This is a genomic window from Mucilaginibacter calamicampi (genome assembly GCF_042676765.1).
Taxonomy (GTDB): domain Bacteria; phylum Bacteroidota; class Bacteroidia; order Sphingobacteriales; family Sphingobacteriaceae; genus Mucilaginibacter; species Mucilaginibacter calamicampi.
This window is the reverse complement of record NZ_JBHTHU010000021.1, coordinates 21,201-47,566: the sequence shown is the minus strand read 5'-3', so window position 1 is coordinate 47,566 and position 26,366 is coordinate 21,201. Positions and strand designations below refer to the sequence as shown.

23 protein-coding genes, 1 tRNA gene and 1 pseudogene are annotated in these 26,366 nt (G+C 43.4%); 16 read left to right on the top strand and 9 right to left on the bottom strand.

Features of this window, described 5'->3' with window-relative positions:
• Positions 1-67: 67 nt before the first annotated feature.
• Genes ACFQZS_RS15930 through ACFQZS_RS15920 form a run of 3 tightly spaced genes read right to left on the bottom strand, consistent with a single transcriptional unit; the run spans position 68 to position 2,291 of the window.
• On the bottom strand, positions 68-541 hold the full coding sequence (locus ACFQZS_RS15930) for a hypothetical protein (protein WP_377101926.1): 474 nt from the start codon (positions 539-541) through the stop codon (positions 68-70).
• A 45-nt stretch (positions 542-586) separates the two neighbouring features.
• Positions 587-1,264, bottom strand: a complete 678-nt coding sequence (locus ACFQZS_RS15925) for a LytR/AlgR family response regulator transcription factor (RefSeq protein WP_377101925.1) — start codon at positions 1,262-1,264, stop codon at positions 587-589.
• The gene (locus tag ACFQZS_RS15920) at positions 1,254-2,291 is read right to left on the bottom strand and encodes a sensor histidine kinase (protein ID WP_377101924.1); all 1,038 of its coding nucleotides are present in this window, start codon (positions 2,289-2,291) and stop codon (positions 1,254-1,256) included. Before ACFQZS_RS15920 ends, ACFQZS_RS15925 begins: the two co-directional genes overlap by 11 nt.
• Positions 2,292-2,456: 165 nt before the next feature.
• On the opposite strand from ACFQZS_RS15920, the gene ACFQZS_RS15915 reads away from it, so the two are divergent.
• The 8 genes from ACFQZS_RS15915 (at position 2,457) to ACFQZS_RS15880 (ending at position 7,764) form a co-directional block, all read left to right on the top strand.
• On the top strand, positions 2,457-2,828 hold the full coding sequence (locus ACFQZS_RS15915) for a hypothetical protein (RefSeq protein WP_377101923.1): 372 nt from the start codon (positions 2,457-2,459) through the stop codon (positions 2,826-2,828).
• Between the two features lie 176 nt (positions 2,829-3,004).
• Positions 3,005-3,580 (top strand): outer membrane beta-barrel protein, encoded by a 576-nt coding sequence (locus ACFQZS_RS15910; RefSeq protein ID WP_377101922.1) that lies wholly within the window; start codon positions 3,005-3,007, stop codon positions 3,578-3,580.
• A 179-nt stretch (positions 3,581-3,759) separates the two neighbouring features.
• Positions 3,760-5,160, top strand: a complete 1,401-nt coding sequence (locus ACFQZS_RS15905) for a sigma-54-dependent transcriptional regulator (RefSeq protein WP_377101921.1) — start codon at positions 3,760-3,762, stop codon at positions 5,158-5,160.
• Positions 5,161-5,358, top strand: coding sequence for a hypothetical protein (locus ACFQZS_RS15900; RefSeq protein ID WP_377101920.1), 198 nt, complete (start codon positions 5,161-5,163; stop codon positions 5,356-5,358).
• An 80-nt stretch (positions 5,359-5,438) separates the two neighbouring features.
• The gene (locus ACFQZS_RS15895; protein ID WP_377101919.1) at positions 5,439-6,491 is read left to right on the top strand and encodes an AI-2E family transporter; all 1,053 of its coding nucleotides are present in this window, start codon (positions 5,439-5,441) and stop codon (positions 6,489-6,491) included.
• Between the two features lie 153 nt (positions 6,492-6,644).
• Positions 6,645-6,911, top strand: coding sequence for a YtxH domain-containing protein (locus ACFQZS_RS15890; protein WP_377101918.1), 267 nt, complete (start codon positions 6,645-6,647; stop codon positions 6,909-6,911).
• Between the two features lie 79 nt (positions 6,912-6,990).
• Complete coding sequence (locus tag ACFQZS_RS15885) at positions 6,991-7,335, top strand: phage holin family protein (protein ID WP_377101917.1); 345 nt, start codon at positions 6,991-6,993, stop codon at positions 7,333-7,335.
• Positions 7,336-7,338: 3 nt separating this feature from the next.
• The gene (locus tag ACFQZS_RS15880) at positions 7,339-7,764 is read left to right on the top strand and encodes a hypothetical protein (RefSeq protein WP_377101916.1); all 426 of its coding nucleotides are present in this window, start codon (positions 7,339-7,341) and stop codon (positions 7,762-7,764) included.
• 71 nt (positions 7,765-7,835) lie between these two features.
• On the opposite strand, the gene ACFQZS_RS15875 is transcribed toward ACFQZS_RS15880, so the two are convergent.
• The 3 genes from ACFQZS_RS15875 to ACFQZS_RS15865 all read right to left on the bottom strand — a co-directional run bounded on the left by ACFQZS_RS15875 (position 7,836) and on the right by ACFQZS_RS15865 (position 13,308).
• On the bottom strand, positions 7,836-10,583 hold the full coding sequence (locus ACFQZS_RS15875) for a carboxypeptidase-like regulatory domain-containing protein (RefSeq protein WP_377101915.1): 2,748 nt from the start codon (positions 10,581-10,583) through the stop codon (positions 7,836-7,838).
• A 134-nt stretch (positions 10,584-10,717) separates the two neighbouring features.
• The gene (locus tag ACFQZS_RS15870) at positions 10,718-12,844 is read right to left on the bottom strand and encodes a xanthine dehydrogenase family protein molybdopterin-binding subunit (RefSeq protein ID WP_377101913.1); all 2,127 of its coding nucleotides are present in this window, start codon (positions 12,842-12,844) and stop codon (positions 10,718-10,720) included.
• Entirely contained in the window at positions 12,841-13,308 is a 468-nt protein-coding gene (locus tag ACFQZS_RS15865) for a (2Fe-2S)-binding protein (RefSeq protein WP_377101911.1), read from the bottom strand. Before ACFQZS_RS15865 ends, ACFQZS_RS15870 begins: the two co-directional genes overlap by 4 nt.
• Before the next feature lie 188 nt (positions 13,309-13,496).
• Between ACFQZS_RS15865 and ACFQZS_RS15860 the strand changes: the two genes are divergently transcribed.
• Positions 13,497-13,751 (top strand): hypothetical protein, encoded by a 255-nt coding sequence (locus ACFQZS_RS15860; protein WP_377101909.1) that lies wholly within the window; start codon positions 13,497-13,499, stop codon positions 13,749-13,751.
• Between the two features lie 195 nt (positions 13,752-13,946).
• Entirely contained in the window at positions 13,947-17,135 is a 3,189-nt protein-coding gene (locus ACFQZS_RS15855; protein ID WP_377101908.1) for an arabinofuranosidase catalytic domain-containing protein, read from the top strand.
• A 77-nt stretch (positions 17,136-17,212) separates the two neighbouring features.
• Here the strand turns inward: ACFQZS_RS15855 and ACFQZS_RS15850 are convergent, their stop codons facing one another.
• Positions 17,213-17,566 carry a DUF4180 domain-containing protein gene (locus ACFQZS_RS15850; protein WP_377101907.1) on the bottom strand — a complete coding sequence of 118 codons (354 nt, stop codon included), beginning with the start codon at positions 17,564-17,566 and terminating at the stop codon, positions 17,213-17,215.
• A gap of 172 nt (positions 17,567-17,738) precedes the next feature.
• Between ACFQZS_RS15850 and ACFQZS_RS15845 the strand changes: the two genes are divergently transcribed.
• The 5 genes from ACFQZS_RS15845 to ACFQZS_RS15825 all read left to right on the top strand — a co-directional run bounded on the left by ACFQZS_RS15845 (position 17,739) and on the right by ACFQZS_RS15825 (position 23,160).
• Entirely contained in the window at positions 17,739-18,179 is a 441-nt protein-coding gene (locus ACFQZS_RS15845) for a hypothetical protein (protein ID WP_377101906.1), read from the top strand.
• Between the two features lie 18 nt (positions 18,180-18,197).
• Positions 18,198-18,854, top strand: a complete 657-nt coding sequence (locus ACFQZS_RS15840) for a hypothetical protein (protein WP_377101905.1) — start codon at positions 18,198-18,200, stop codon at positions 18,852-18,854.
• Entirely contained in the window at positions 18,829-20,487 is a 1,659-nt protein-coding gene (locus tag ACFQZS_RS15835) for a response regulator (RefSeq protein WP_377101904.1), read from the top strand. Before ACFQZS_RS15840 ends, ACFQZS_RS15835 begins: the two co-directional genes overlap by 26 nt.
• 124 nt (positions 20,488-20,611) lie before the next feature.
• The gene (locus ACFQZS_RS15830; protein ID WP_377101903.1) at positions 20,612-22,720 is read left to right on the top strand and encodes a hypothetical protein; all 2,109 of its coding nucleotides are present in this window, start codon (positions 20,612-20,614) and stop codon (positions 22,718-22,720) included.
• A 152-nt stretch (positions 22,721-22,872) separates the two neighbouring features.
• A complete protein-coding gene (locus tag ACFQZS_RS15825; protein ID WP_377101902.1) occupies positions 22,873-23,160 on the top strand; it encodes a hypothetical protein in 288 nt (95 codons plus the stop codon).
• 25 nt (positions 23,161-23,185) lie between these two features.
• On the opposite strand, the pseudogene arr reads toward ACFQZS_RS15825, so the two are convergent.
• Positions 23,186-23,566, bottom strand: a pseudogene (gene arr, locus ACFQZS_RS15820) (NAD(+)--rifampin ADP-ribosyltransferase); the annotation flags it as partial.
• A gap of 541 nt (positions 23,567-24,107) precedes the next feature.
• Between arr and ACFQZS_RS15815 the strand changes: the two are divergent.
• Positions 24,108-24,195, top strand: a tRNA-Ser gene (locus ACFQZS_RS15815).
• Positions 24,196-24,278: 83 nt separating this feature from the next.
• On the opposite strand, the gene ACFQZS_RS15810 is transcribed toward ACFQZS_RS15815, so the two are convergent.
• Positions 24,279-26,342: a T9SS type B sorting domain-containing protein gene (locus ACFQZS_RS15810; RefSeq protein WP_377101901.1), complete on the bottom strand. Its 2,064-nt coding sequence runs from the start codon at positions 26,340-26,342 to the stop codon at positions 24,279-24,281.
• Positions 26,343-26,366: the final 24 nt, after the last annotated feature.

Here is a 26,366-nt window from a genome sequence, read left to right as displayed (position 1 = left end):
TTATATCAATAACTTATAAAACAATCCACTCCATCGCAAAAGGAACACTTTAAGAAAATGAATAAGGTTAAATCCCCCCTACATTAACATACATATATCGTTTAAAATGGAACATTTGCGCAAGGGTATACATCTGATTACCCTGTTGAATATCTCCGGTTATTTGCACGGCAACCTTATGAGGAAACAAACGGCTTTTGCCATAAAAATCATATTTCAGCGAGATATTTCCTCCCGGGGAAACAATCACAGTGTCTGCATTTCCTCTGGTTGGGGTTTCGGATCTCGGAAAAGCATTTTTTAAGCTCACGTGTAAGTTGCTGATACGGTAGCTTGTGTCGCTTTTATTTTCAAATTCAAGGTATGCGGTGTAACCTTCTGCACGTGGTTTGGGCAATAAGCTAACCGTTGAACCAATCAGGCGGGCGTTTAAGGCAACAGGTTGCTTATCAGCATTTGCAATAGCTACCGCTTTATAATTTGAATAACACGAAGCAAACAATAATAAACAAAAGGCTAAACCACCGTAGCGTAATTTCATATCAATATGCCGTGTTATAATGTATTTTGTTACAACCCATGATTTCTATCTTATCCGTTTATAAAATCCATCCTTAAACGTATCAGATACAGGTATTATTTCGTTTCCAATCCTTATCCTGTCCCGCTCAACATGTTCTATTTTATCAATCGCCACGATGTAAGATTTATGAACCCTGCAAAATTTGGCGGCCGGCAGTTCCTGCTCCAGGTCGCTAAAAGTTTGCAGGGTCATTATACTTTTACCGGGCAGCCTGATGCAGCGATAATCACGCATGCCTTCAATAAACAAAATGTCATTCAATACAATCTTCTCCAGGCGATACTCTGTTTTAACAAAAATTATTTCCTTACTGCTTTCGGCAGGTAAAAGCCTGTCGTAAACCTTGGTTACAGCCTGCATAAAACGTTCAAATGTAAATGGTTTCAGCAAGTAGTCGGTAACATTCAGGTCAAACCCTTTAAGGGCGTATTGGTCAAACGCGGTGGTAATTATAACCTCCGGGCGCTTTTGCAGCGCCTCTAACAGCTGTATGCCTGTAAAGCCATCCATTTGTATATCCAGAAACAACAGATCGGCTTTATTGGCTTTTATAAAGCTTATAGCCGCTACAGCATTATCAAAGCAAGCCAGCAGGTTCAGATCAGGCACCTTAAGCACAAAGCTTTTAATGCGATCCATAGCCAGTGGCTCATCCTCTATTATAATGCAATTAATTATCATGCAGGGTTATGGTCAAATTTACTATAAAACGATCAGCCGTTTTGTTAATTTCTAACTGATGATTGCCGGGATAAAGCAACTGCAAACGCTCTGTCATTATAGTCATTCCCAAGCCTCCTTCGCCGGTAATTTGTTCGTTGGCATCATATACGTTGCTGCAGTTAAACACAACCGTGTTTGCTTTTGCCGCTATACTTATGACTATAGCGTTATCTATTTTTTTATTGGTACTGTACTTAAAGGCATTTTCAATAAATGGCATAAACAACATCGGCGCAATCTCCATATCCTGATTAGCATTGCCAAAATCAACCGTTACAAAATGGGGGTTGCTGGTGCGGATCTTCTGCAGATCAATATACTGTAAAATATAATCCAGTTCCCTCTTTAATGGTATCGTATCAGACGGACTTTCATACAGTGTAAAACGCAAAATATCCGACAGTTTTTTAAGATAGACCGATGCGGTGGCCGCGTCTTTCTCTATCAGCACATCAATATTATTTAAGGTATTGAACAAAAAGTGTGGGTTGATCTTGGCCTTTAGCAGTTCAAGGTTGGTTGCCACATTTTGCTTTTCTAATTGCTCTTTATAGCGGATCTCTGTAAACCAGGTTATAAAGCCCTTCATTACGCAGGCCGCCGTTGCCGCGCTTACTACCCTAACCAATAACATAGACATATTGCCAACGCCAATGATGCTTCTAACTACGCCGGGGTTATAATAATAGCGTACGTACACCAAAGCGAACGCCAAACCCAGCACTACAGCAGCTGCCATAGTTACTAAACTCCACGCAGTAAATTTTATTAATTGGGGTTTGTATAAAAACCGCGGGAACAGGAAAAAGTAAAACAAATAAAAAACGACAACAGACAGTAGCGATGCGCTGGTGTAAGTGAAATAGCTGATCTCGAAATCAATACCGGCGCCGGAGGTAGGTAAACTTAAAAAATAAAAACGTGCCAGTGGCGAGAACCAGTAAACAAGGTGCATTAAAACAATAAGTACGGTTGACTTTTTCATGTTGTGTTGATTTAGTTTAACATGTTAAAAATCGGTTTGTACATGCCCCTAATATAATAACTTCTGCAAGCGGGTGGGTTTAGCTGGCAAAATGGGGATAATATGGGTTAAATGGAAATGGAAGTTAAACTTGCGATTTAAGGCTTATCACCCTATATTTAAATTATGACTGAACCCGTTATCAATGATCAAAGTGCCTACATATCACCTAAGTACTTCAGCAAGTCGAAGGGGTTTTACCGGTATTCGGCTTATATTTTTCTATGGGTAATTTTATATCCTCAAATAGCTAAAGCAATTTGGCCAAGCGGCATAATGGATGCTTTTTTTATGGCGATACCGACGTTGGCACTCTATATTATAACACCTGTAGGCATATTTTACTCCATTAAAAGTTATACAGCTAAAGAGCCTTATAATAAATATCGTGCGTTTTATTTATTCGGGCACTTGTTTTTCCTTTTTATTCTTATGGCGTTAGCGTTGTCTTTTTATGCTGATCTGCTAACGTATTCCAATTCCTATTCAATTAAATAGCAGTTTTCAAATAATTTTTACACAATCCTGACCAAAATCCCCATTCGGTCAAAAATTAAAATTCTGTTAATCAATCGATTAAATATTCGTGACTTTTGCCTGATAAATCGTATATAATTTGTTGCTTTAATTTGCTCCGTGTTTAAAAAAACACACAACAATTTATCTTATATACCATGAAAAGTACATTAAAAATTTCGGCATTAGTTGTGGCCTTTGCCGGTCTTACCTTCGCCGCAAAAGCACAAACCGCCCCTACATCTACCAATGCAAATGGCGTACGTTTATCTATCGGTGTGGAAACCGGAATCCCTACAGGCAAACTAAATGATTCGCACAACTGGAACCTGGGCGGATCTGTACAAGCCGACATCCCGGTTGCACAACAATTGTTTGTTACCGTTAACGCGGGTTACAACAACATCTTCGGTAAAACCGTTGGCGCAGTATCAGCAACTGATATTCAATTGCTGCCGGTTAAAGCTGGTTTAAAATTCTTCCCTGTAAGTAACTTCTACATCCAGGGCGAAGCCGGTGCAGGCATAGCGCTAAACAAAAAAGACCTGGGTTTTGATAACTCAGCCGCTTTTGTTTGGGCACCGCAGGTGGGTATCCAATTCCCGGTAGGCAATAAAAGCTACCTTGATGCAGGCATCCGTTACGAGGCCAGCACCAAATTTAACAGCCTGGTTAAAGATAGCAAGATCAACTTTTTAGGTCTGCGTTTAGCCTACGCTTTTGACACTAAGTAATTAGTACCGGTAATTTTTACCCTCAAAGGGGAGCGTTTTAAAGCGCTCCCCTTTTTTGTTTAAGCAGAATTGGGTGTAAATTGATCTCGAAATCGTTTTTTCTTGCTTAATTCTACCATATTTCCGTTTTTTGTGTAAATTAAGCCCTTAGTGCATCTGCCTAATAATACTAAGCCCATATGAAAAAGATACTCATCATTGACGATGAAGTGAATGTTGCCTTATTGCTGTCTAAATTTTTAACCCGCAACGGGTTTGATGTAAGCACAGCTTCAAGCGGTAACAGCGGTATGGAAATTCTGAAAAACGAAGAGTTTGATCTTGTTTTGTGCGATTTCAGGCTGGAAGATACTGATGGGCGCGAAATGCTGAAAAAAATAAAAACCCAGTATCCAAAAACAGGGGTTATTATTATTACGGGCTACTCTGATATAAAAATGGCGGTAGAGCTGATAAAGATGGGCGCGTATGATTATATCACCAAACCTCTTTATCCCGACGAGATACTAAATACCATTACCAAAGCTATTGAAACGCACCATGCCTTAATTGAGGATGAAAGTAGTACACCGGCAGTGGCAAAGGCTAATAAAAAGCAAAACCTGTCTGGCTTTGTGGTGGGCACCAGCCGGGCATCAAAAGAGCTTTACAGGCAGATAGAACTGGTTGCCCCAACCAATTACAGCGTAATTATTTTAGGCGAAAGCGGTACAGGTAAAGAGGAAGTGGCTAAAAGCATTCACCTGCACAGCCATCGCCATAGCCAACCCTTTATAGCTATGGACTGCGGATCATTAACCAAAGAACTGGCAGCGAGCGAGTTTTTCGGGCACGAAAAGGGATCTTTTACCGGCGCTTTTGCCACCAAAATTGGTCACTTTGAAATGGCTAACGGCGGCACTTTGTTTTTAGATGAAGTGGGCAACCTATCTTACGAGATACAGGCCGCGCTGCTAAGAACCGTGCAGGAACGTAAAGTAAAAAGAATTGGCAGCACCAAAGAGATAGATCTGGATGTACGCATTATTGTAGCCACCAACGAGAACCTGCAGGAAGGCATACAGAAAGGCCGTTTCCGCGAGGACCTTTACCACCGCTTTAACGAGTTTAGCATCTACATGCCACCCCTGCGCGAGCGGGGCAACGATATTTTACTACTGGCAGAGTTTTTTCTGGAAGAAGCCAATAAGGAACTGGGCCGCCATGTTACCACATTTGCCGCCGAAACCATGGAGTGCTTTATGAACTACCGCTGGCCGGGCAATGTGCGCGAACTTAAAAATATAGTGCGCAGGGCGGCTTTAATAAGCGAGGGTACCGAGATAACTACCAAATCATTACCTTTAGAGATATCCAACTACCGCATGCCTGTTATTGATACGGCGCAGGGGCAGTCGGCAGATCAACAGGCGGTTAAAGAGCCGCGCCATGATTTGAAGAACGCTGCCCTGGAGGCCGAGTACGAAACTATACTAAAGGTGCTACGCGAAGTGAATTTTAATAAAACCAAAGCTGCCGAAATTTTGCAGATAGACCGAAAAACCCTTTATAATAAAATGAAGGCCATTAATTTAAAATAAATGGAAAACGAACGGGTTGACCTGAAGGCTATACGTTTAATTAAACATGATATAAAGAACCAGCTTTCAAACATCCATCTGGCTTTAGATACTATTAAACACGAGGTGATCAACCCCAACGAAGACGTTAAATTTTGTGTTGACACCATTGCTGCCAGCGCGGCAAAAATTGATGCCTTAATAAAGCAGATACCTTAACCACGGTTTCAGGGAAAATATTTATAAAAATGCGCTAAAACTTTTGGGCGCATTTTTGTTTTGCTTATATATTTTACCGCATGTCAATTTTTAACTATAAACAGCGCAACATAATAATACTGATAAGCATAATTATATTAGGCTGCTTTATATTTTATGCTTTAAGCGATTTTCTTCCTTCCATATTAGGGGCCATTGTGCTTTTTACCATTTTCAGGCCGTTTTATTTATATATGGTTGACAAAAAAGGCTGGAACCGCCCGCTTGTTGCCGTGCTCATTATCCTGTTTTCATTTGTAGTAATAGTGCTGCCGTTTTTGGCGCTTAGCTTTATGGTAATAGGCAAAATATCCGAGCTGAACAGCAAGAACTTCCCGATACAGGATTGGCTGGTTAAAATTGACGAGTTTACCGGCAGAACAATAGGAAAACCCCGTTTTGCCGAAGAAACTGTTCAAAAACTAGGCACTTACGCCACCGAGTTGTTTCCGTCGCTTATTGGCAGTGTGGTTAATATTGTGCTGATGCTGCTGGTATGTTACTTTTTAATGTACTTTATGTTTGTACAGATAAAGCAGTTTGAGGCCGGGCTGCTTAAATATGCCCCCTTTCGGGAGCAATACGCGTTAAAATTTGCCGAAGAGCTGCGTAATTCTACCTATTCAAACGTATTGGGGCAGGGGCTTATAGCGGTAGTGCAAGGTGCGCTGCTGGCCAACGGCTTTTGGATATGCGGCATACCCGACCCGCTTTTTTGGGGGGTTATAGGTGCTTTCATTTCGTTTTTACCTGTTGTGGGGGCGCCTACGCTAACCATCCCCGCAGGGGCTATTTTATACGCCCAGGGGCATCCTGCCAAGGGTATTCTACTCCTGCTTTACGGCGTGCTTTTTATAGGCAATATTGATAATGTATTGCGCATGATGATAAACAAGCGCGTATCAAACACCCACCCTATTATTACGGTAATAGGCGTATTTATTGGCTTGCCGTTATTTGGCATATTGGGCCTGGTTTTCGGGCCGCTTTTGTTTTCGTATTTTTTATTACTGGTAGAGATCTATGAAACCAACCGTATGGCTGCTGAAAGGCTGGAGCGCATTCAATCGGCAAACGAAGAGGGCGCGACCTGACACATGGACAGTTTTCTGAACAATAATTTGATCCCTTTAATTTAAAAAACGGCGTTTTTTATCTAAATTCAAATAAAATCTATCGCCTTATATATTTTGGCAAGATATTTAGTCGTTATAAAACCAGAATGTTCAACTTAAAAAACCATTATTATGAAAGATAACACAAAAGTAGTTGTTGCGCTGCTTGCCGGCTTGGCGGCAGGGGCTGCCCTTGGCATATTGTTTGCTCCTAACAAAGGCGATGAAACACGCGATAAACTAGCTGAATCATTAAAAAACCTTGGCGACTCAATAAAAGAAACCGCCTCTGCCGAAATTGATAACCTGGTAGGTTTAAAAGACAAGATAGTTGAGAACATCAAAACCAAAATTAAAGGTGCTGAAGAAGAATACCAGGACGACCTGGAGCACGCGTAAATTAAAGTAAACCCATTAAGCCCCGATTGGCTTACAAAATATCCGGGCTTAATGTATATGCCCGGCTAACCTACTATCAATGGAAGACCAAAAAGATACGCAACCTCAATCTCTTATTGATCAGATAAAAGAATACATTGAGTTACAGATAAAAATTGCCAAGTACAAGGCAATTGACGGGAGTTCTGGAGTGATAGCATCTGCAATAGTGGGTACCCTGCTTGCACTGCTGGTTATTTTTCTCGTTATGTTTGCCAGTACTGCGTTAGGGTTTTACCTGGCAGATGTGCTGCAATCTTTCTGGGCCGGTTTTGGCTGCGTAGCCGGACTGTACCTTATTTTAGTGCTGATACTTTTAGCAAGCAGCAAGGCCATTAAAGCCCGCATAGCTGATAAGATGATCAACAAAATAATTAACGAATAAGCTATGAATACGCTGATAAGAAACCAAAGTGAGCTTAGGGCTGAGATATTCAGGCTGCAACAGGTTAAGTTTGAAAAACAGATAGCGCTGAAACAACATTTTAGCAGTCCCGGAGCAGTGATATCAACTGTTTTTGGTTTGCTAACCGGTGGTGGCGATTCAAAATCTGACGACAAGGAACCGAAGCAAGATTGGGTGGGCTTTTTATCCCGCTTTATCATACCTGTGGTGTTAAATAAAACGCTGTTTCGTGGCTCGGGCTTTTTAATGAAAGCTTTGGTGGGCATTGCCTCACAAAAAGCATCCAGCTACGTATCAACCGATACTGTTACCGGTATTTGGGATAAAGCCAAGGGTGTATTGGGTGGCCTTTTAAGCAAAAAAGAAAAAAAAACGGCTCCATCTTTTAAAAAGATAAAGAAAGATTAAAGCTTAATTTATATCGTTTAATAAAAGGTATGCTGTTTAAATAACCGCATACCTTTTTTATTTTCTGCACATCATTTTCTTACCACTATTTGATGCTTGCCATAGCCCACCCGCCCATCCATATCTGTACCCTCCATAATAATAGTGTAGTTGGCTGCTTTGTCAGCGCTGTAAAAATAGAGGGTGGCTTTGCCCTGTTGGTCGGTCACCACATTAGGTTCCCAAAACAGGGTTGATCTGAGGTCTGTGCCCACAGCCGTTGTTTTATTTGCAATAGTATACTTAGGGCTGTAAAATTGCTTAGCTACGCTAAACGGCAAAGTTTTGTATAGATACGTTCCCGGTGTTACCTGCATAAAAGGGCCTTTTTTTGAGCGGGTGGTTATTTCCAGATAGGCAATTGGAGCGTGGGCTGCCGGCGGCATCCTCATCTGTTCTATACCGCCCGAGTTGAAATATTCCACATTATAATTTGCGATATATTTAAGGTTATACATTACTTCAATTCCGGTAACATCTTCGGCCGTGAAATAGTCAAGGTATTGCTTCATAAAAAAATAACGCTCCTTGTTGCTATGGCCGGTATAAAAGTAGTTCAAATTAAAGCCATCAATTATTAAACTCACTTTATTGCGATTGATCACGTATGGGGTAAACTCTTTCCCTGCACCAAAAATTTGAAATCCTTTTATTTTTTGAACCAGCAGCTCTTCCAGCGTCATTTTATTGGCCTTTACCAACTCTTCTTCGTCAATTATCTGGTCTGCTTCTCCGGGCCCGTTCAGGTTTTTCGAACCGGGTATAATTCTTTTGGCTTTTATATTAACTGTGCTCAAAACATTGCCCTCTCCCCTAAAACCCGACAATGCCCTGGCTTCCTCTATCCTGTTTTTAGAATTATTCAATAAAATACTGTCGGTATTTAAATACCAGGGGGCGGGCATTCTGCCCTGTCCAAATACGGGCGGAGCAAACTCGTCCATATCTATTTTTACATTCATCTCTTTGCCCCGTTTATTGCGGGCCTGTAACTTAAATATCGCGGTATCAACCGGGAACAAGTCCTTAAAAATAAAGCATCCGGCGTTGTCTGTCAATGTATCTTTAAATGTAAGCGGCCTGTTGGCTACTAACACCACATTTGATCTTTCAATAGGCTTGCCAAAGGCAGTGCTTACCCGTCCGGTTATAACAAACTCCTTTTCGGGCTTGTAAGTATAAGGTAACCGGGGATGAAAAGCCTCCTGCCAGCTATAACCCACCCAACCCTGGGTAAGCAGCAAATTGTCCAGATCGCTTTCATTGCCTGCCTTAAAATAATGATCCGGCTCTTCTATATTTCCTTTCAGGTCTGATGTTAATAAAAGATGATTCAGTATGTTGCTACCCAAACTATCCTGCTTAACCTGGCTGTTATCTGTTACAGCTACCGAGAAATTGCCTTTAACGGGCTTTCCGTCCTTGTCTTTTACGTTTATGGTTAGCGCAATGCTATCTCTTGTAAAATAATACGGTTTATCAGCGCTTGCGCTCACTTTAAGTTCATCATGATGATCAACAAAAACCAATCGCTCATTCAATGGCTGATAATTATCAAATAGTATAAAATGTGCTATGCCCGTGGGGAAGAGATCTTTAGGTATGCTGATTCTGCTTACACCGTCTAGTTTTATAGCCTGCGCAAAACAAACTATGCCATTTGCCTGGGCCACCAGGTTATATACACCTTTTGCATCAGCCGTTGCTGATATTGTAACCTGCAACGAGTCGGGGTGAATGGCTGCAACTGACAAAACTGTGCCGCCTGTTCTAACAGCGGGTAGCACATACATCTTAGTAATTCCCTCCATTTTCGCTGAGTAAGTTTCGCCTGCCAACGGGGTAAACTCAAAAGTCCCCATACCGGCATATGTGACACTAAAGGCGGCTACCTGCCTATTCTTACTATCCAATAGGGAGCCTTTTAGGTTAACACTTTTGCCGTTTTCACTTATCGCTTTAAAACCAACCTTAATAGGCAGGCCGGCCACCAACCGCCCCCCTTCGGGCATAAACTGTACATCAATATTTTCTGTACGGTTAATGCTTACCGGAATATTAAACGTGCCGCTACCTGCAACAGCAGCTTGTATATTTAAAGCCGAGCTACCTTCTGGGATAGGAAAGTTGACGTTTACCGTACCGTCTGCACCGGTAATAACTTTATCTTTTGAGAGGTTTCGTCGGCCGTTCATTACCTTAAGCTCAACATCCTTAAAAGCCTGTATCGCGCCATTAAGCAAACTAAACTGTAGTCCTGCCACTACGTTGCTGCCTTGCTGTTTAAAGTTAGCCTTAATCAATAATGGGTTATCCGCGCTTTTAGCTACGTTAATGGTCTTTTTAAAAATATAGTCTTCGCCAAAGTTGCGCATCCAGTTGGTGTAAGCGCGCAGGGTATAAGCTCCGTTGGGTACTTCAACGCTGTCCAAAGCTATATTACCCCATCCTAACCCATTTGCTAAAGGCACCATTACCCTTTTTGCGCTTTTACCTTTCTCATCATCAAGTTCAATGTACAACATGCCACTTTGTACAGATGGGGTTAAAAAGTCTGCGTTTAACGCGTACCCTTTAAATCGCAGCGTATCGCCCGAGTTGTAATATGGCTTATCAGTTTGCAGGTAAAGCTTTTCAATGGGTTTTAGCTCGCGCAGGTTATTTAAAGCGCTCGCATAATTGCTAAGTTTAACCGCCGGTGTTTGCTGGGCGTAGGTATAATTATTAACACAGCTAATAATAGCAATCAGTATGCATAGTTTAAGTGCCAATAACTTCACGTCAACAAGGTTTAAAATGAGCTAAACCGAAGATAAACTAAAAGATTAGTCAATGCAAATAAAATGCATTCTTGTTAAACAAAAAAGCGATCAGTTTAAACCAATCGCTTTTTTATTTATAGTAACAAAACTATTTATCCTAATTCAAAAGGGAGCTTACGGTACCTCTTGCCTGTTGCAGCAAAAATAGCGTTACCCACTGCAGGGGCTATCGGCGGTAAGCCTGGTTCGCCCAAACCTGTTGGTGCATCTTCCGAAGGGACAAACTTCACAATCACCTCAATTGGCGCGTCTTTCATGCGCATAAAGCGGTAGGTGTGGAAGTTGGTTTGCTCAACCGCTCCTTTATCAAAAGTAACCTTGCTAAATAGCGCATGACTTAAACCATCAACAATTGCACCTTCTACCTGGTTCTCTGCACCGCTTTGGTTTACTACCCTGCCGCAATTAATGGCGCTGTAAACTTTGGTTACCCGTAATTTGCCATCGGGCATTTTGGTAACTTCGGCAACATGTGCCGCGTAGGTTGAAAACGAATAATGTGCAGCAAAACCCTGGTAAACGTTAGGCTTGTTGGCTTTACCCCAGCCACTCATTTGTACTACCAGGTCTATAACGCTTTTATACTTAACCGGATCATAGCTTAAAGCTTTACCTACAGGTTGGTTCTTACCTTTTTCTATCAGTTCCAGGCGCAGCGCAACAGGGTCTTTCTTCATTTGATGAGCCACCTCATCAATAAAACTTTCATCGGCAAAAGCAACCGAGTTGGCAGTTGGTGCACGCCATGGGCCATACTGTATGTTACTTGTCTGTGCCTGGTTGTCAACCCTGAAATTAACTATACTTGCGGCCGGAAACGCATCAGGGGCGGCAGCCCTGCCGCCTGTAGGACCAGCTAATACACCTGCATTTAAATGCCAGGCCAAAAGCTCATTATTGGGTCCAATCGCTGCACGATATTTAAACATAGATGCCGGACGGTAAAAATCGCCCTGCATATCATCCTCGCGTGCCCAAAGCATTTGCACCGGAACTTTAGCCGCTTGCGAAATGAGAGCGCACTCAACGCCGTTATCAGGTTGCAGTTTGCGACCAAACCCGCCTCCTTGCCTTGGCATAGCCAGGGTAACATTAGCTTCGGGTATACCTAATGCCCTTGCTACAGATGAACGTAAATTTCCCGGTACCTGTGTAGGGCCGTATAACTCAGCCTTATCACCTTTTACATCAGCAAAAAAATTAAGCGGCTCCATGTTGGCGTGCGATAATGCAGGTGTTTCGTAAACAGCCTCAACTATCTTATTTTTGCTGTCTTTCAACACAGCTTCAACATCGCCGTCATTTCTTCCTGCCCGTTCAGGTGTTTTGCTTAACATTTCAGCAAAATTAGCATCGTGGTCGGTAGTACTTTCCAGTTTTCCCTTGTCTTCCCATTCTACTTTTAACGCGGCTTTACCTTTCTTGGCAGCCCAGTTAGAGGTTGCTAATACGGCAACCACATTGCCTGCTTTTACCACATTTTTAACACCTGTTACTTTGCGGGCATCTGTATCATCAAATGATTTTAAAGCTTTACCAAATGCGGGCGGACGTGATACGGCTGCGTAAAGCATGCCCTCTCTGCGGGTATCTATACCGTACAAAGGTTGCCCGGTTACAATTTTATGATTATCAATATTAGGTACCCGGGTACCAATAATTTTAAAATCCTTCGGATCTTTAAGTTTTACATCAGTTGGTACAGGTAGTGCTGCCGCTTTGGCCGCCAGATCGCCATAAGATAATTTCTTTTTGCTTGGCTTATGTATAACGGTAGCATTCTCAGCATAGCATTCTTCGGCTGGCACGCCCCATTGCTGAGCAGCTGCTGTAACCAACATTGTTTTAGCGGTAGCACCTGCGGTGCGGATAGGCATGTATCTTTGTTTAACAGCTCCACTACCCCCTGCAATTTGCTGCCCGTATTTTTGTTGGTTAAGCGGTGCCATTTCAACTTCTACGGCATCCCACTTCACTTCCAGCTCTTCGGCAAGGATCATCGGCAAAGCGGTTTTAACACCCTGCCCTATCTCTGGATTAGGCGACATCAACGTTACCACGCCTTTAGAGCTGATGGACACAAATGCGTTGGGCGCGAAAACGGCGTCGTCAGCAGCTGCTGCTGAGTCTGATACCAGATTAAAGCCAACCAGCATACCGCCACCGGCTATTGAGGTGATCTTTAAAAAGTTACGTCTTGATGTTGTTTGCTCTATCATTTCGCTACCGCTCCTTTCTCTGCAGCCAAATGAATGGCTTTGCGTATACGGTAATGTGTGCCGCAACGGCATATGTTATTCATAGCCGCGTCTATATCAGCATCGGTTGGTTTTGGTTTTGTTTTTAACAAGGAAGCTGCAGCCATTATCTGGCCCGCCTGGCAATAACCGCACTGCGCAACATCCATTTCTTCCCACGCTTTTTGTAAAGGATGATTACCATCTTTACTCAAGCCTTCAATAGTGGTTATTTTATTATTGCCTACTGATGCCACCTGTAACTGGCATGAGCGTGTTGCTACACCGTTAACATGAATGGTACAGGCGCCGCATTGCGCAATGCCGCAACCAAACTTAGTACCCACTAAGTTTAAATGATCGCGCAATACCCACAGCATTGGGGTATCCGAATCGGCTTCAACGGTCATGGTTTTACCGTTGATATTAAGGTTATAACTGGCCATATCATTAAGTTTATTCTCAAATATAAAAATTAATAGCTTTAGATATCAAAACTATCCCTATTTCGTAACTAAAATTATACTATTATTCGCTGCGGCAACGTCTAATTAAAAGCTTAGTATAAAATCTCCCCAACAACTCGTTTGAATTCTGATATTGTAATAATTTCGGCTTTCGGCAGGCATAAAAAATGAATACCAAACTTATAAAGCGTGAATTGCAGGTGGCGTTTTCAAAGCGCGCACAGCCCCTGTGGTTCAGAATAACCAAGTATTGCCTGTTTATTTTCCTGGGTTGCATGCTTTGGAATGGCGGCTCATTCGGATTGGTTTTTTCGCTATTAATTATCGCATCGTTATGCCTGCATTTTTGGTACAGATACAAAACCCGCGGCTGGACCAAAAGTTACGGTTTTTGGAAGCCGGAACACAGCACACACGAATAGTCCCCCCTGTGTGCGAAGGCTACAGTTGAAATTAGCCATGATAAAAAACAGTCTTTTTTTGATAAAAAAGCAAATAGGCATTTATTCATATTTGTAATACCTTAGTACTAATTATAAACCGGTTTTTCAATAAAAACAATCTACATAACGCCCTATTGTTGGCGGTGTTGCAGATTAACCAAAAGCATTGCTATCATGATAAATCAACTACTAACAACCTTAAAGATAACGGCGGTTACATTACCCTCAGCACTGATGGTAATGTCCATGTCAGGAAACCCAATGGCGGCGCTTGAGCGCCCAGAAGGAACCTGCGATATTTATGCACGCGGCGGCACACCCTGTGTGGCTGCGCACAGCACCACACGTGCTTTGTACAAAGCCTACAACGGCCCGCTTTACCGGGTTATGCGCGAAAGCGACGGGCAATCATTGGATATAGGCATAGTTAAGGCTACTGATGGCGATGCAGGCGGCTACGCCGACGCTGCCGCACAGGATGCTTTTTGTGCCGGTGCACTCTGCCGTATTACAACCTTATATGATCAATCGGGCAAGGGAAATCATTTGACCGAAGCCCCTCCGGGTACATTTAAGGGCCCTGAAAAAGGCGCTTATGATGCTTTACCAATAGCAGATATGGCACCGGTAACCGTAAGCGGGCATAAAGCATACGGCGTATTTATAATGCCGGGTATGGGCTTACGCAACAACAACGCGCGCGACCTCGCTATCAACGATGAACCGGAAGGGATATATTATGTTATTAATGGTAAGCATTACGATAGCGGTTGCTGTTTTGATTACGGCAACTCATCAACCAACAGCCGTGCGGTAGGTACCGGCACCATGGAAACCACCTATTACGGTAATGCCACGGCCTGGGGCAGTGGTAACGGTGCAGGCCCATGGATAATGGCCGACATGGAGGCGGGCCTTTTCTCTGGCTTTAATGCTAAAAAGAATGACGTTCCGAGTATTGACGGGTGGCGGTTTGTGAGCGCTTTTGTTGATGGCGGTGGCGGCAACAAGTGGGATCTGCGTGGCGGCGACGCGCAAAAAGGCAAGTTAACTACGTATTATGATGGCGTTCGTCCCGGAACACCGGGCAGTAGCGCCTATTATCCTATGCACAAAAAAGGCGGCGTATTATTAGGTAACGGCGGCGATAACGGTGCCGGTTCATCAGGCACATTTTACGAGGGAGTAATGACAACGGGATACCCTACAATGGCTACTACCGATGCCGTGCAGGCCAATATAGTAGCTGCTAAATATGATGTGGAAAGACTAAGCGTTTCTCGCGCTAAAACCTTTACGCCTAAGGCATCGCAGGATGTGAATGTAAAATTCACCAATACTACAGGCGCTCCTGTTAGTGGATTGAAATTAAGCATAGTGCCGCTTAAAGGTTGGACAGCAACTGTTGACGGTACCGCAACCACATCAAAAACATTTACTTATCCGGTACCGGCAGGGGCAACGGTTAACGTTACTTTTAAAGTAACTGCCCCCGCTAATGCTGAACTTGCATTTTTAAGCGCCAAAGCAGATTGGGCAGGCGCACAGTCTGATATTACTACCCAGCGTGTACGCAGCGCTTTACCGGTAAAAATTAACGAAGTGCGCTTTGGCACCGGCAATAATTTAAGTAACCAATTTGTTGAGCTTTACAATTCATCATCATCTTCGGTAGATATTTCAAACTGGAAACTAATCAACACCCGCAGCGAGTGGGGCGCGGTTAAAATGGCTACTATCCCGGCAGGCACAAAAATTAAGGCCGGTGGTTTTTATGTGCTAGGTTTGGCTACCTCTGGTATAGTTGCTCCCGTAAAAGCGGGCGATGGCGACATATATGTTCAAAACATAGATGGCCTGGCCGAAGGCCAGGTACTGGATGTAGATGGCGAAACCCGCAGGATAAGCAGATTAGGCACAGCAGCCGCTCCTGCAACCACTGTTTATATTCCGGTTTCTACTTCTTCCAGGCTAACCATTCCGGCCGGTTCAACCAATATTCCGGTTACCAGCGCGGCAGGTTTTGTGGTTGGCGAAAAGATAGGCATTGACATGGGTGGCAAATATGAAGTGGCCATGGTGACCGCGGTAGGAAAAGCAGGCACACAAGCTAACCTTTCTGTGGCGGCCAAAGCCGGTGAAACCGTTATTAAAGTAACGGATAACTCGGCCATAAATGTTGGCGACGCCTTAAGCATCAATACAGGTGCACGCATTGAAAATGTAAAGGTTAAAAGAATAATCAGCACGTATACCGCTCCGGCCCGTGGCGCTGCTCCCGGCGCAGGCGGCGAGATTGAGTTAGATGCTCCGCTGAAAAAAGATCATATGGTTGACGTTGATGTATTCGGAAAGGGTACCGGCATTAGCTTTACACCGGCGTTACGCTTTGATCATAAAAGCGCTGATCTGGTGCAGGCATTGGGCAGCGGCATTACGCTGAATAATTATGTAGCCAGAGCGCATGAGGAAGGCGCACCGCTGCACCACGCGGGCGATGCATCGTTTGGCTACCAGGGGCAACCTAACCAATGGTTTGGCATTCCGTTATCTAACAACGCAGGCTCAATAGCATTGATGGATGCCAGCGGCAAAGTGTTGGTTGATGGTATGGTATACGGCTCGCAACAAAGCAGCTCGAGTGCTAACGGCACTATAGCCAGTACAGAGATTGCTACGCTGGAGGGAGAACAAGGTATGGGCGGATGCATTGTAGTGCTGCCGTGGTCAACCGCGCGGCCTCAACCATCAAGGGCTTCGGCTACCGACCTTACCAACCGCAGCGTTGGCCGCTACCCCGACGGTAACGACAGCGACAGCAACTGCGGCGATTTTTATGTACAAAACACCGTAAATATTGTAGTTCCGGCAGCGGCGGGCTCAAATAATATCAAGGTGGCAAGTGTAGCCAATCTTGCCGCTGGCCAAAAGCTTATTATCGGCTCTGGTGCAAACGCGGAGAATATTGTGATAAGCAATGTGGGTACAACCGGCGCAACCACAACAATCGCCGCCATTAACGCAGGCGAAACCCTGATACCGGTTAGCAGTGTGGCGGGCTTTGCCGTTGGCCAAACCATTACCATAGGCAGCGGCGCTTCTACGGAAACAGCTATTATTGGCACTGTTACCGCGGCACGCCGTGGTTTTGGCGGTCCGCCAGCAGCGGGCGCTGCTGCAACGCCGGGTAATTCTGTTACTTTAACCGCTCCGCTTAAAAATGCGCAGGCGGCAGGGGTGCAGGTATCGGGCAGTGGTGTTACACTTGCTGCGGCTCTAACCAAGGCCCACAATGCAGGAACACAGGTAGCCAGCGCAGGGCCAACACCCGGAGCGGCTAATGTTTATGCGGTGAAGAAGTAGAGATTTAATATTACAATATAAAACACCCCACAACCTTACGGCTGTGGGGTGTTTTGGTTTTAAGCGATACGGAATTGTTATATGGATAACCTGCTTACTGCCTCCTCTTTTGAGGATAAGAAATTAACCAGTTTGCCCCTATTGCTTTCGCGAATAAAGTCCTGCAGGCTCTTGCTTTCAACTTTGCTAAAATCGCCCAGAATAACTACCCTAACCCGGTAATTAGAAAACTTTTGCAGTATCTCTCCGGCCAGTTTTGTTTTGAGGTCGAAAAAATCGGGAGTGATATTGGCCTTACGTATTATCACCTTGTCGTATCCTTGATAGCGGATGTTTCCTACCAGGTCTGTTCCGTCTTCTACATTATTGATGATTATGCCGTCTGCAATTATTTCTGTTATGCCTGTATTGTCAATTTCTGTAAATTCCATTTCATTTTTTTTATACGCATAATAGTGAATTATTTTCGTCCGGAAGGAATCGCACTTTTATCTGCTCAACTTACTTGCATCAATATTATTTTTTTAAGTAAATTCCATTATTATTACACAGGCAAAATAAAACTTGCTGTTATACCACAATCACAATTAAAAACCCTAAAAAATGGAATCAAAAAACCGGTTGACCGAACCCACAAGAGTAATTATCCCTGTAGAAACCGCCATTGAAAGAACTACCCACTGGCGCAATTTTATGAAGGAAAAAACGGCCGCTTCTGATGTGCGAAAAATCCCTAAAGCCGTGTACATATCCAAAACAGACATAATAGATATGGCAAAGCAATGCGAAGCAGATGAGAGCATTGCGGGTGTACGCGCGTATTTTACCCTTAACAACGAGTTTTCAGAGACCATAAAAAACGAAGTTAAGTTTGTAATGGTGCTGGTAAGGGTGAGCGAAAGTAAAGCCTTTGGCGATGATGTACTTTACGCGTCTTCAGACAATGGGAATGGTGCCCCGGGCGGCGAACCATCAAATGTGTACGACTTTACAAAGCCGTGCCCCGACGTTTGCGATCCTGACAGTCCTCTTTACGGCGGCTAATAATTTTTTTTATTGATAATGAGATCCTTTTCTTCGTTTTACCTGGGATACATTGTACCCGGGGCCACACTACTACCTATTATTGCGGGCCTGATCTATTATAAGCGATTAAATAAGCCGTTGCGAACGCTGCAGGTTTATTTAATCGCATCGTTTATAATAAATACAGCCGGCAGCATTTTGGCATCGCATAACATTAACAACTTGCCCCTGCTGCATGTTTACACCATTGTTGAAGTGTTAACGGTAATGCTTTATTACCTATATGCTTTCGGCAAGGGCGATATAGGTAAGTGGATAAAAGCTGTAATGGTAATATTCCCTGTTATCTGTATTATCAATTTTTCTTTTATTCAAAGCATTTATACATTCAATACCTTTACGCGGCCTTTAAGCGCCATAATTATTATTCTGTTTACAACTGCTTACATGACCATGCAAAGCAGCTTTAAGAATCGCGAACTGATAACGAGGTCGGGAAGGTTGGTAGCTGCGGGGTTTATGATCTATTTTTGCAGCTCCTTATTTCAGTTTATATTCTCAAACGAAATAAGTAAACACGCGAGCAGTAATATAAAGCTGTTAATATGGGATCTGCATGGTACTTTTGTATTGATTATGTACCTGCTAATTTTCTGGGCAATTAATTATGAGCGGAATAACAGAAAATATTGATGTATTGGTGATTGTAGCCATGATGTGCTCATTCACCATCGTTATTTGTTTTCTGATAGTTATATACCGCAAACAATTAGACGCTTTCAGGCATAAAAATGCTAACGAGGCTAAAAGTGTTTTTTTGGCCACCATGAGCCACGAGATACGCACGCCTATGAACGGCGTAATGGGCATGGCAACACTGCTGAAGGAAACAGACCTGAACGACGAGCAAAAAGAGTATGTGCAGGCTATAGTACAAAGTGGCGAGGCCCTGCTGAACGTGATTGATGACGTGCTGGACATTTCAAAGATCGAATCGGGCAAGATGGTGCTTGAAAGCCACGAATTCTCGTTGCTGGATTGCGTGGAAGATCTGTTGGGCGTATTTTCTGTAAAACTGGCCAACAGTAATGTTGAACTGCTGTACAGCATTGATGAGCAGCTACCACCCCGCTTACTGGGCGACAGCATGCGTTTACGGCAGATACTTATAAATTTAATAGGTAACGCCATAAAATTTACCCATCATGGCGAAATATATTTAAGCGTAGCCCTTAAATCAACCTATGATGATAAAATTGAACTTGCTTTTGAAGTAAGAGATACCGGTATAGGCGTGCCCGAAGATAAGCTGCCCCACTTATTTGAACCCTACACACAGGCCGACGCTTCAACAGCGCGTAAATATGGCGGATCTGGCCTTGGGTTGATGATCTGTAAGCAGATAGTAAACCTGATGGGCGGCGATATCGCTGTTAAAAGTGAGCCGCAAATAGGCACCACTTTTAATTTTACAATAACCTGTGGCTTTGTTAGCGATGCGCGGCAGCGCGATGATGCCGTGGATGTTACCCGTTTACGGGGATTGCGTATATTGTTAGTTGATGATAATGATACTGCATTGCAGTTGCTAAGCGCTAAATTAAGCTCCTGGCAAATAGCTGTTACGGCGGTAAACAATGCCCCGGCTGCAATTAATCTGATAAACAGCAACAAAAGTTTTGATCTGATAATAACTGACGCGGGCCTGCCCGAACATGGAGAAGAACAGTTTCTGACCTCGGCGCGGATAACCAATGCAGCAATACCTGTAATATTAATGGTAAAAGCAGGTGCAGAGTTTGAAAGGAATGAAAGGGAAAAGTTTTCGTCAGTGTTAACCAAGCCGGTTAAGCAACAGGCCTTAGCTCATACTTTATTATCGGCGCTTAACAAAGGTGCTCCCGCCGCGCCTAAAAGCAATAGCCTGCTAAATAAAGAATTCGCGGCCGCGCATCCGCTAAATATCATTGTGGCCGAAGATAATAAGATAAACCAAATGCTTATTTTAAAGATCCTTGAGCGTTTGGGATATGCCCCTGCCCTTGCCGAAAATGGACTTGAAGTGATCGCGCTGCTGGATAAGCAACGGTATGATTTGGTGTTGATGGACATTGAAATGCCCGAAATGGATGGCCTTACTGCCTGTAGGCATATACGTAAAAACAGTGCCTGGCAGCCACACATTGTGGCTATGACGGCTAATGTGATAACAGAGCAACAACAGGAATGCCTTGCCGCCGGCATGGATGACTTTTTAGGCAAACCGCTAAAATTAGACCTCTTATACACAGTGTTGAAGCAGACCCCCATCGCAGCACAAAACTGATTTTCCGTAACACAACTACAACGTTTTCTTAAAAATTGAGTATCTAAAATTGCCCGTAAAGCGATTGAGCGCTATGATTTAAATTTATTATTGTTATAATTACAATTAATAATTATAACCCCTTATGAAGATATCAAACTTTGTTTTTAAACGGCATCAACTCGCTTTGTTTATTGCAGTTACGTGTTTGTTTGGCGCAATGCAGGTAAACGCACAAAACGGCGCGGCCGGTGCTGCCAGGCAAAAAGTGTCGGAAAGATTTGTAAATACAAAAGCCGGCAACCCTTACTTACCCTTATGGGAGCACGTTCCGGACGGCGAACCACGCGTTTTTGAAGATCCTGATAAGCCGGGAAAATATCGCGCTTATATTATAGGCTCGCACGACCTAAGGCTAACCAGTTATTGCGGACCAGACATCAGAGCATGGTCTGCACCTGTTGAAGACTTAACCCAATGGCGCGACGAGGGCCCTATCTTTACCTACTTTATAGATAACCAATGGGACGTTATGTATGCTCCTGACCTGGTTGAGGTGAAAAGAAAAAATGGTAAAAAAGAATATTATCTGTATCCGCACAGTCGCGGCCGTAACAGGGAAGCTATGGTATGTAAAGGCGACCGCCCCGACGGGCCTTTTAAACCGGTTAACCTGACAGAAGACGGAAAAGGGACAGTTGCGGGCAGCATATTAGGATTTGATCCTGCCGTATACATCGAATATATAACAGATCCAAAAGATCCTGATTTTAATATTGGTTTCCGCGCCTATGGCTTTTGGGGCTTCCAAAAATCATCGGCCGCGCAGTTAGATCAGAATACCATGTATTCTTTAAGGCCGGGTACACAGCCTATTAATTTGCTTATTCCGGCAAGCTCACGCTACGGCGTTTTGCGCGAACCGACAGCTGTATATCCAAACATCTATGCAGGTCAGGACCTGGGAGCATTTAACTTTTTTGAAGCCTCTTCTATCCGTAAAGTTGGTAATAAGTATGTAACTGTTTTTAGTGGCCACTCCGGTCCTGATTATGGTGTTAGCAGCTCTAACTCCACGTTGCGTTATGCCGTAGGCGACTCGCCGCTGGGGCCATGGAAAAGCGGTGGAGTAGTAGTTGACTCGCGCGCGCCGGTGTTAAACCAGGATGGCACGGCCTTACAAACCACCAATGCAGGGCATAATACCCACGGTAGTATACAGGAGATAAACGGCCAATGGTATGTATTTTATCACAGGCCACCCCGTGGCTTTGGATTTGCACGCCAGCCTGTAGTAGCGCCGGTTAGTGTTAAATGGGATGATAAACCGGTATCAGAAGGTGGTACGGTTACTATAACCGGCTACGACCCCTATGCCGCGGATGGTGTTTGGACCGCAAAAGACAGCCAGGGAAGAGAATATAAAGGCGGTGAAGTAACTTCAGAAGGTTTCCATATTTATGGGCTTGATCCTTACCAATATTATTCTGCCGGGTATGCTTCTTATCTTTCTAACGGCAGCATCCAGCAAGATTCATGGGACATTTGGGATAACCACATGCCTATAGAGAAAGCAAAAAACGGCAATATAATAGGCTACAAATATTTTGGTTTTGGCGGGCTTAAAACCGCTCAAAAAGGCCTGAAACCTTTTGCCGGAACTAAACCGGGTAACGGCACCAAGTTTAACCTATGGCTTACACCAAAAACAGATAAAACTTTTAAAGTTAATGTTTGGGTTGACGGGCCATGGGATAATGCTACCTGGAAAGGAAAGAAGATAGCCGAGATAGTTGTACCTGCCAACTCAAAACAAGAAGTAACACAGTTTACTGCTGACGTTGCCAAAATAGTTGATAACATGGGTAAAAAACATGCCATATTTTTGGTGGCAGAAGGCGAAGGAACTGACCCGCTGTTTGATCTGATGGGGCTGGGTTTCAGTTCTAAAACAAAAAGCATTACCCGCCCGGTTGTGCCAACGGTAAGCATCGCTGTTGATGGACAGGCAGTAACTATTCCGCCTACTCCGCTAAGGTCTACCAATGCTAACGGAATTACAGGGTATGATATTTACGAAACGATGTATAAATACACTGCAGGTACCAAGGCACCTGTTATTACCGCATCGTCAAATAACCCTGCTGTTAAAATAAGCATCACTCAGCCTGAAACAGCTAAGAGCATGGCAGTAGTTAAGTTTAATTATAAAGGAATGGTTAAAACTTATAATGTGATTTTAGCTCCGCAATAAACATTAGGTTTAACATCTTACATAAAACGGCAGGTTCTGTACATAGAACCTGCCGTTTTTATTAAATACCCAGCCCGGCGGCTGATGCCCAAAAACACGTCGCGCTATTTATTTGTATACTTTCTATAGGTATTGATCTTAAAATCAACATTATGGGAAATATTGTAGTAGCAGACAATGATTTAAACTCCCTTTCGCGTGAGCAACTCATTGAGGAAGTAATAAAACTGCGGGATGGTATCCGCAAACACCGGGACAGTACGGGGCACGAACTATGCTGGCACCACCCAGACCTTTGGGCGCTGCTACCCGAAAAAACAGAACCACAAATTGCCGTACCCGAATGGCCCGTTTTTCTGAAAGGCTGTATAAGGTACCGTACATCGTTAGACGAGCAGCAACCTGATGCGCCTCGCACGGCAGAAGGATTTAAAAAATAACTGCCTGCCCGATCACGTTGAGCAATTAATTAATGATCTCGCCTTTATTATTGGCCAATCGTTCGCGCCATTTTTGTATGTCCTCTGGTGTTTGCCTCACCCAATCGGTAGCTTCACCAACTATTTTAAGTGGCTCTGCGGTGCGGTAGGAGCGTGTGGGGTTGCCCGGGAATTTTTTATCTGTAACATTAGGGTCGTTTTCAAAGCCCCCTGTCGGTTCAATAATATAAACGCGTTCACGTCCGTCGCCCTTTGCCAGTGCCGCTGCCAGGCCCGCTCCGTTGGGTAAAGCGGTAAAATAAATATGGTTCATCAGCAGGTCGTCCTGGTAGTTAGAACCATACCCGGCAGTCAGCAGGTCGCCAATTTGCAGGTCGGCTTTGGTACCGTGATAGAACGGGCCCTTGTCTGCCGGTTGCTGTGCAAACGCGCTTGCTAATTCGTAGTTGTTTTTAGCATTGTCAAAATCGCCCAATTCTTCGTAGCATTTGGCAATGTTTAAATATAATGCGGGCAATGCCCCTTTTACTGCAGGGTCATCAATTGTAGTGGCAAATTGCGAAGCTGTTTGATACCACTTTAATCTCTCGGGAAGAGATTTTTGCTGCCTTGCAATATAGTACGCGGCTATAAACTTTTCAAAGTCGTTTACAGCTTCGTTCCATGCTCTCAAAAACAGCTCAGCCGCTTCGGCGGGTTTGCCCGTTTCTTCCATGCCCATACCTTGCATGCAAAGTCTTATGATGTTGTTGTTGGGATCGAATTTCATTTTACAAAAATAATTATCCGTATTAAACCATTTGATATTAATATGCTCTATTACAATAACACCGCAATTGCCATGATGGTGAAAGTGAGAGTATAGTTTTTAGGTTATAATTTAGTTTTAACCGCTCCGACGTTTCGGGGCGGTTTTTTTATTACATTTGCCGTCCGATAATTTTCCCGGAGAGGTGTCTGAGTGGTCGAAAGAGCACGCCTGGAAAGTGTGTATACGCCAAAAGTGTATCGAGGGTTCGAATCCCTCCCTCTCCGCAAATAAATGCTTATTAAGTAACAAAAGGCCTGCAAATTAAACACTTGCAGGCCTTTTGGCTTTATGATCAGGTTTACAAAAATTATCTTATCACCGTTACATAACCGGCTAATTTTTTTTTATTAACACCGGTTATTATGTAATAATAAGTGCCTGCCGGCGCTTTGCTGCCTTTATAGTTTCCGTCCCAAGCCACCTCGTACCCGTTTGAAAAATAAACGCTGGTACCATACCTGTTAAATATAGTTACAGTGATATTAGCATAACTATCCAGATTAACAATATCCCAAATATCGTTTATCCCATCACCGTTGGGTGTAAAAGCATTAGGTATAGTTATTGGGCCATTGGGTACCGAGGCAACCACAAGTACACCACTTACATATTTAAATGTATAATTTGTGGCTACACCGCCACTTACAGTTATAGGGTACTCCCCTCTTCGTGATGATGGTGTAGCTGTAGTTGCTACCATAGGTTGCACAGCTAATTGTGTTACATCATCGCCATTAACAAAGCCCACATAACTTATGGTTAGCACCGGGTTATCATCGCCACGCATTTTGGTTTGATTACCTGCAGTTACCAGTAATTGCGCAGGCGTTACCGTACTGGCAGGCATCGCTATGGTAGCGTTAGGCGTACCTGAACTTTGCAATAATATATCACCTGAATATCCCCCAGCTTTAACAGATGTTGTTTTTGCTAAACGGATGTAAATAGGTGTAGACGTAATATTACCCGTAGAACCGGAACTAACTGTTACCGTATGACTAAAAGCTACTTTATCTATACTCAGTTCAAAACCTGCCGGCGCAGTAATTACAACATCTGCTGTCAAATTTGTTGATGAAACCGTGAAACTTGATGGTAATGATGGCGTACCATAAACCGTAGTAAGTGGTTGTAAATTACCGGCAGCATCAATCTTTGGTCCGGTTGGATTAACCGTTATGTTAAAAGTAATTACCGGGCCACATTCGGCACGCGGTATATATAAATTACCTCTTGAATTTGATTGTCCTGCTAAATTGAACGATGTTACATTTAATGATGACGTATTAACAACAGACATGGTGTTATTACTTGTATTAGACACATAAAGCCAATTACCATCCTCACTTATTGTTATACCATCCGGCCCGGCCCCAACCGGTATAGTGCCAATAATCAAATTAGTAGTTGTATTTATTACAGCCAGATTGTCGTCGGCCCAATTGGATACGTAAAGACGACTTCCATCCGGGCTTAGTACCATACCTCCCTGGGTAGTTAAACCAATGCTGATACGAGTTGTAATTGTACCTGTTATTGTGTTAATGACTTGTATTTCACGTTTATCACCATCAATTACGTATAAGGTTTTATCATCCTTACTCAATAAAGAGTATAGTGGATCCGGATCTATTCCAATTGTGGATATAACCGCTTTTGTTGCTGTATTTATTACAGATATAGTTCCATCTGTGTTGCTTACATACATTTTACTTCCATCAAAACTCAATGAAATTGCCTTTGGATTATTCCATACCGTTATTCTACCGGTTACGGTATTGGTCAAAGCATCAATTTCTGCTATAGCGTTGGAAGACGATTCGGAAACATAAACTTTTAAATTATCCGGACTAACCACTATTGCTTGCGGGCTTGAATTAAGTGGTATGGTCGCTATTACTCTATTAGTGGGCATATAGATAACGCTTATGCTATTAGCATTAAAGTTGCCAACGTAAACTTTGTTATAATCATGGCTTATGGCAACTGCCTTCGGACCATCACCCACCGGTATATTGGTAATTAAAGCACTGGTTGTCGCGTTGATTGAAGACACAATGTTACGACTGGTAACAGGTACGTAAAGTAAAGGTGGTTGACCTTGAAACCCTAAAGGTGTAGCTACAATTGTTGCTGTAATTGGTACCTTAGTAGTGTTTACTGCAGTAAATGAAGGAATGTCACCTGTACCTTTTATACCTATCCCAATCGCAGGCATGTCATTTGTCCATTGATAAGTACATGTACAAACGGGGTAATTCACAACTGCGGTTTGGCTGCCAGCTGTAACAGTTTGACTGGTTTGCGCTTTTAAAACTGACGGTAAAAAGATAGATAAAAAGATAAGTATCTGATAGAATTTAGGCCTCATAGTTTATGCACCGTCTAATCTACA

Coding starts and splice junctions, on each gene's coding strand:
- ACFQZS_RS15930 (WP_377101926.1), bottom strand. CDS start 541: ATGAAATTACGCTACGGTGGTTTAGCCTTTTGTTTATTATTGTTTGCT.
- ACFQZS_RS15925 (WP_377101925.1), bottom strand. CDS start 1,264: ATGATAATTAATTGCATTATAATAGAGGATGAGCCACTGGCTATGGAT.
- ACFQZS_RS15920 (WP_377101924.1), bottom strand. CDS start 2,291: ATGAAAAAGTCAACCGTACTTATTGTTTTAATGCACCTTGTTTACTGG.
- ACFQZS_RS15915 (WP_377101923.1), top strand. CDS start 2,457: ATGACTGAACCCGTTATCAATGATCAAAGTGCCTACATATCACCTAAG.
- ACFQZS_RS15910 (WP_377101922.1), top strand. CDS start 3,005: ATGAAAAGTACATTAAAAATTTCGGCATTAGTTGTGGCCTTTGCCGGT.
- ACFQZS_RS15905 (WP_377101921.1), top strand. CDS start 3,760: ATGAAAAAGATACTCATCATTGACGATGAAGTGAATGTTGCCTTATTG.
- ACFQZS_RS15900 (WP_377101920.1), top strand. CDS start 5,161: ATGGAAAACGAACGGGTTGACCTGAAGGCTATACGTTTAATTAAACAT.
- ACFQZS_RS15895 (WP_377101919.1), top strand. CDS start 5,439: ATGTCAATTTTTAACTATAAACAGCGCAACATAATAATACTGATAAGC.
- ACFQZS_RS15890 (WP_377101918.1), top strand. CDS start 6,645: ATGAAAGATAACACAAAAGTAGTTGTTGCGCTGCTTGCCGGCTTGGCG.
- ACFQZS_RS15885 (WP_377101917.1), top strand. CDS start 6,991: ATGGAAGACCAAAAAGATACGCAACCTCAATCTCTTATTGATCAGATA.
- ACFQZS_RS15880 (WP_377101916.1), top strand. CDS start 7,339: ATGAATACGCTGATAAGAAACCAAAGTGAGCTTAGGGCTGAGATATTC.
- ACFQZS_RS15870 (WP_377101913.1), bottom strand. CDS start 12,844: ATGATAGAGCAAACAACATCAAGACGTAACTTTTTAAAGATCACCTCA.
- ACFQZS_RS15865 (WP_377101911.1), bottom strand. CDS start 13,308: ATGGCCAGTTATAACCTTAATATCAACGGTAAAACCATGACCGTTGAA.
- ACFQZS_RS15860 (WP_377101909.1), top strand. CDS start 13,497: ATGAATACCAAACTTATAAAGCGTGAATTGCAGGTGGCGTTTTCAAAG.
- ACFQZS_RS15855 (WP_377101908.1), top strand. CDS start 13,947: ATGATAAATCAACTACTAACAACCTTAAAGATAACGGCGGTTACATTA.
- ACFQZS_RS15850 (WP_377101907.1), bottom strand. CDS start 17,566: ATGGAATTTACAGAAATTGACAATACAGGCATAACAGAAATAATTGCA.
- ACFQZS_RS15845 (WP_377101906.1), top strand. CDS start 17,739: ATGGAATCAAAAAACCGGTTGACCGAACCCACAAGAGTAATTATCCCT.
- ACFQZS_RS15840 (WP_377101905.1), top strand. CDS start 18,198: ATGAGATCCTTTTCTTCGTTTTACCTGGGATACATTGTACCCGGGGCC.
- ACFQZS_RS15835 (WP_377101904.1), top strand. CDS start 18,829: ATGAGCGGAATAACAGAAAATATTGATGTATTGGTGATTGTAGCCATG.
- ACFQZS_RS15830 (WP_377101903.1), top strand. CDS start 20,612: ATGAAGATATCAAACTTTGTTTTTAAACGGCATCAACTCGCTTTGTTT.
- ACFQZS_RS15825 (WP_377101902.1), top strand. CDS start 22,873: ATGGGAAATATTGTAGTAGCAGACAATGATTTAAACTCCCTTTCGCGT.
- ACFQZS_RS15810 (WP_377101901.1), bottom strand. CDS start 26,342: ATGAGGCCTAAATTCTATCAGATACTTATCTTTTTATCTATCTTTTTA.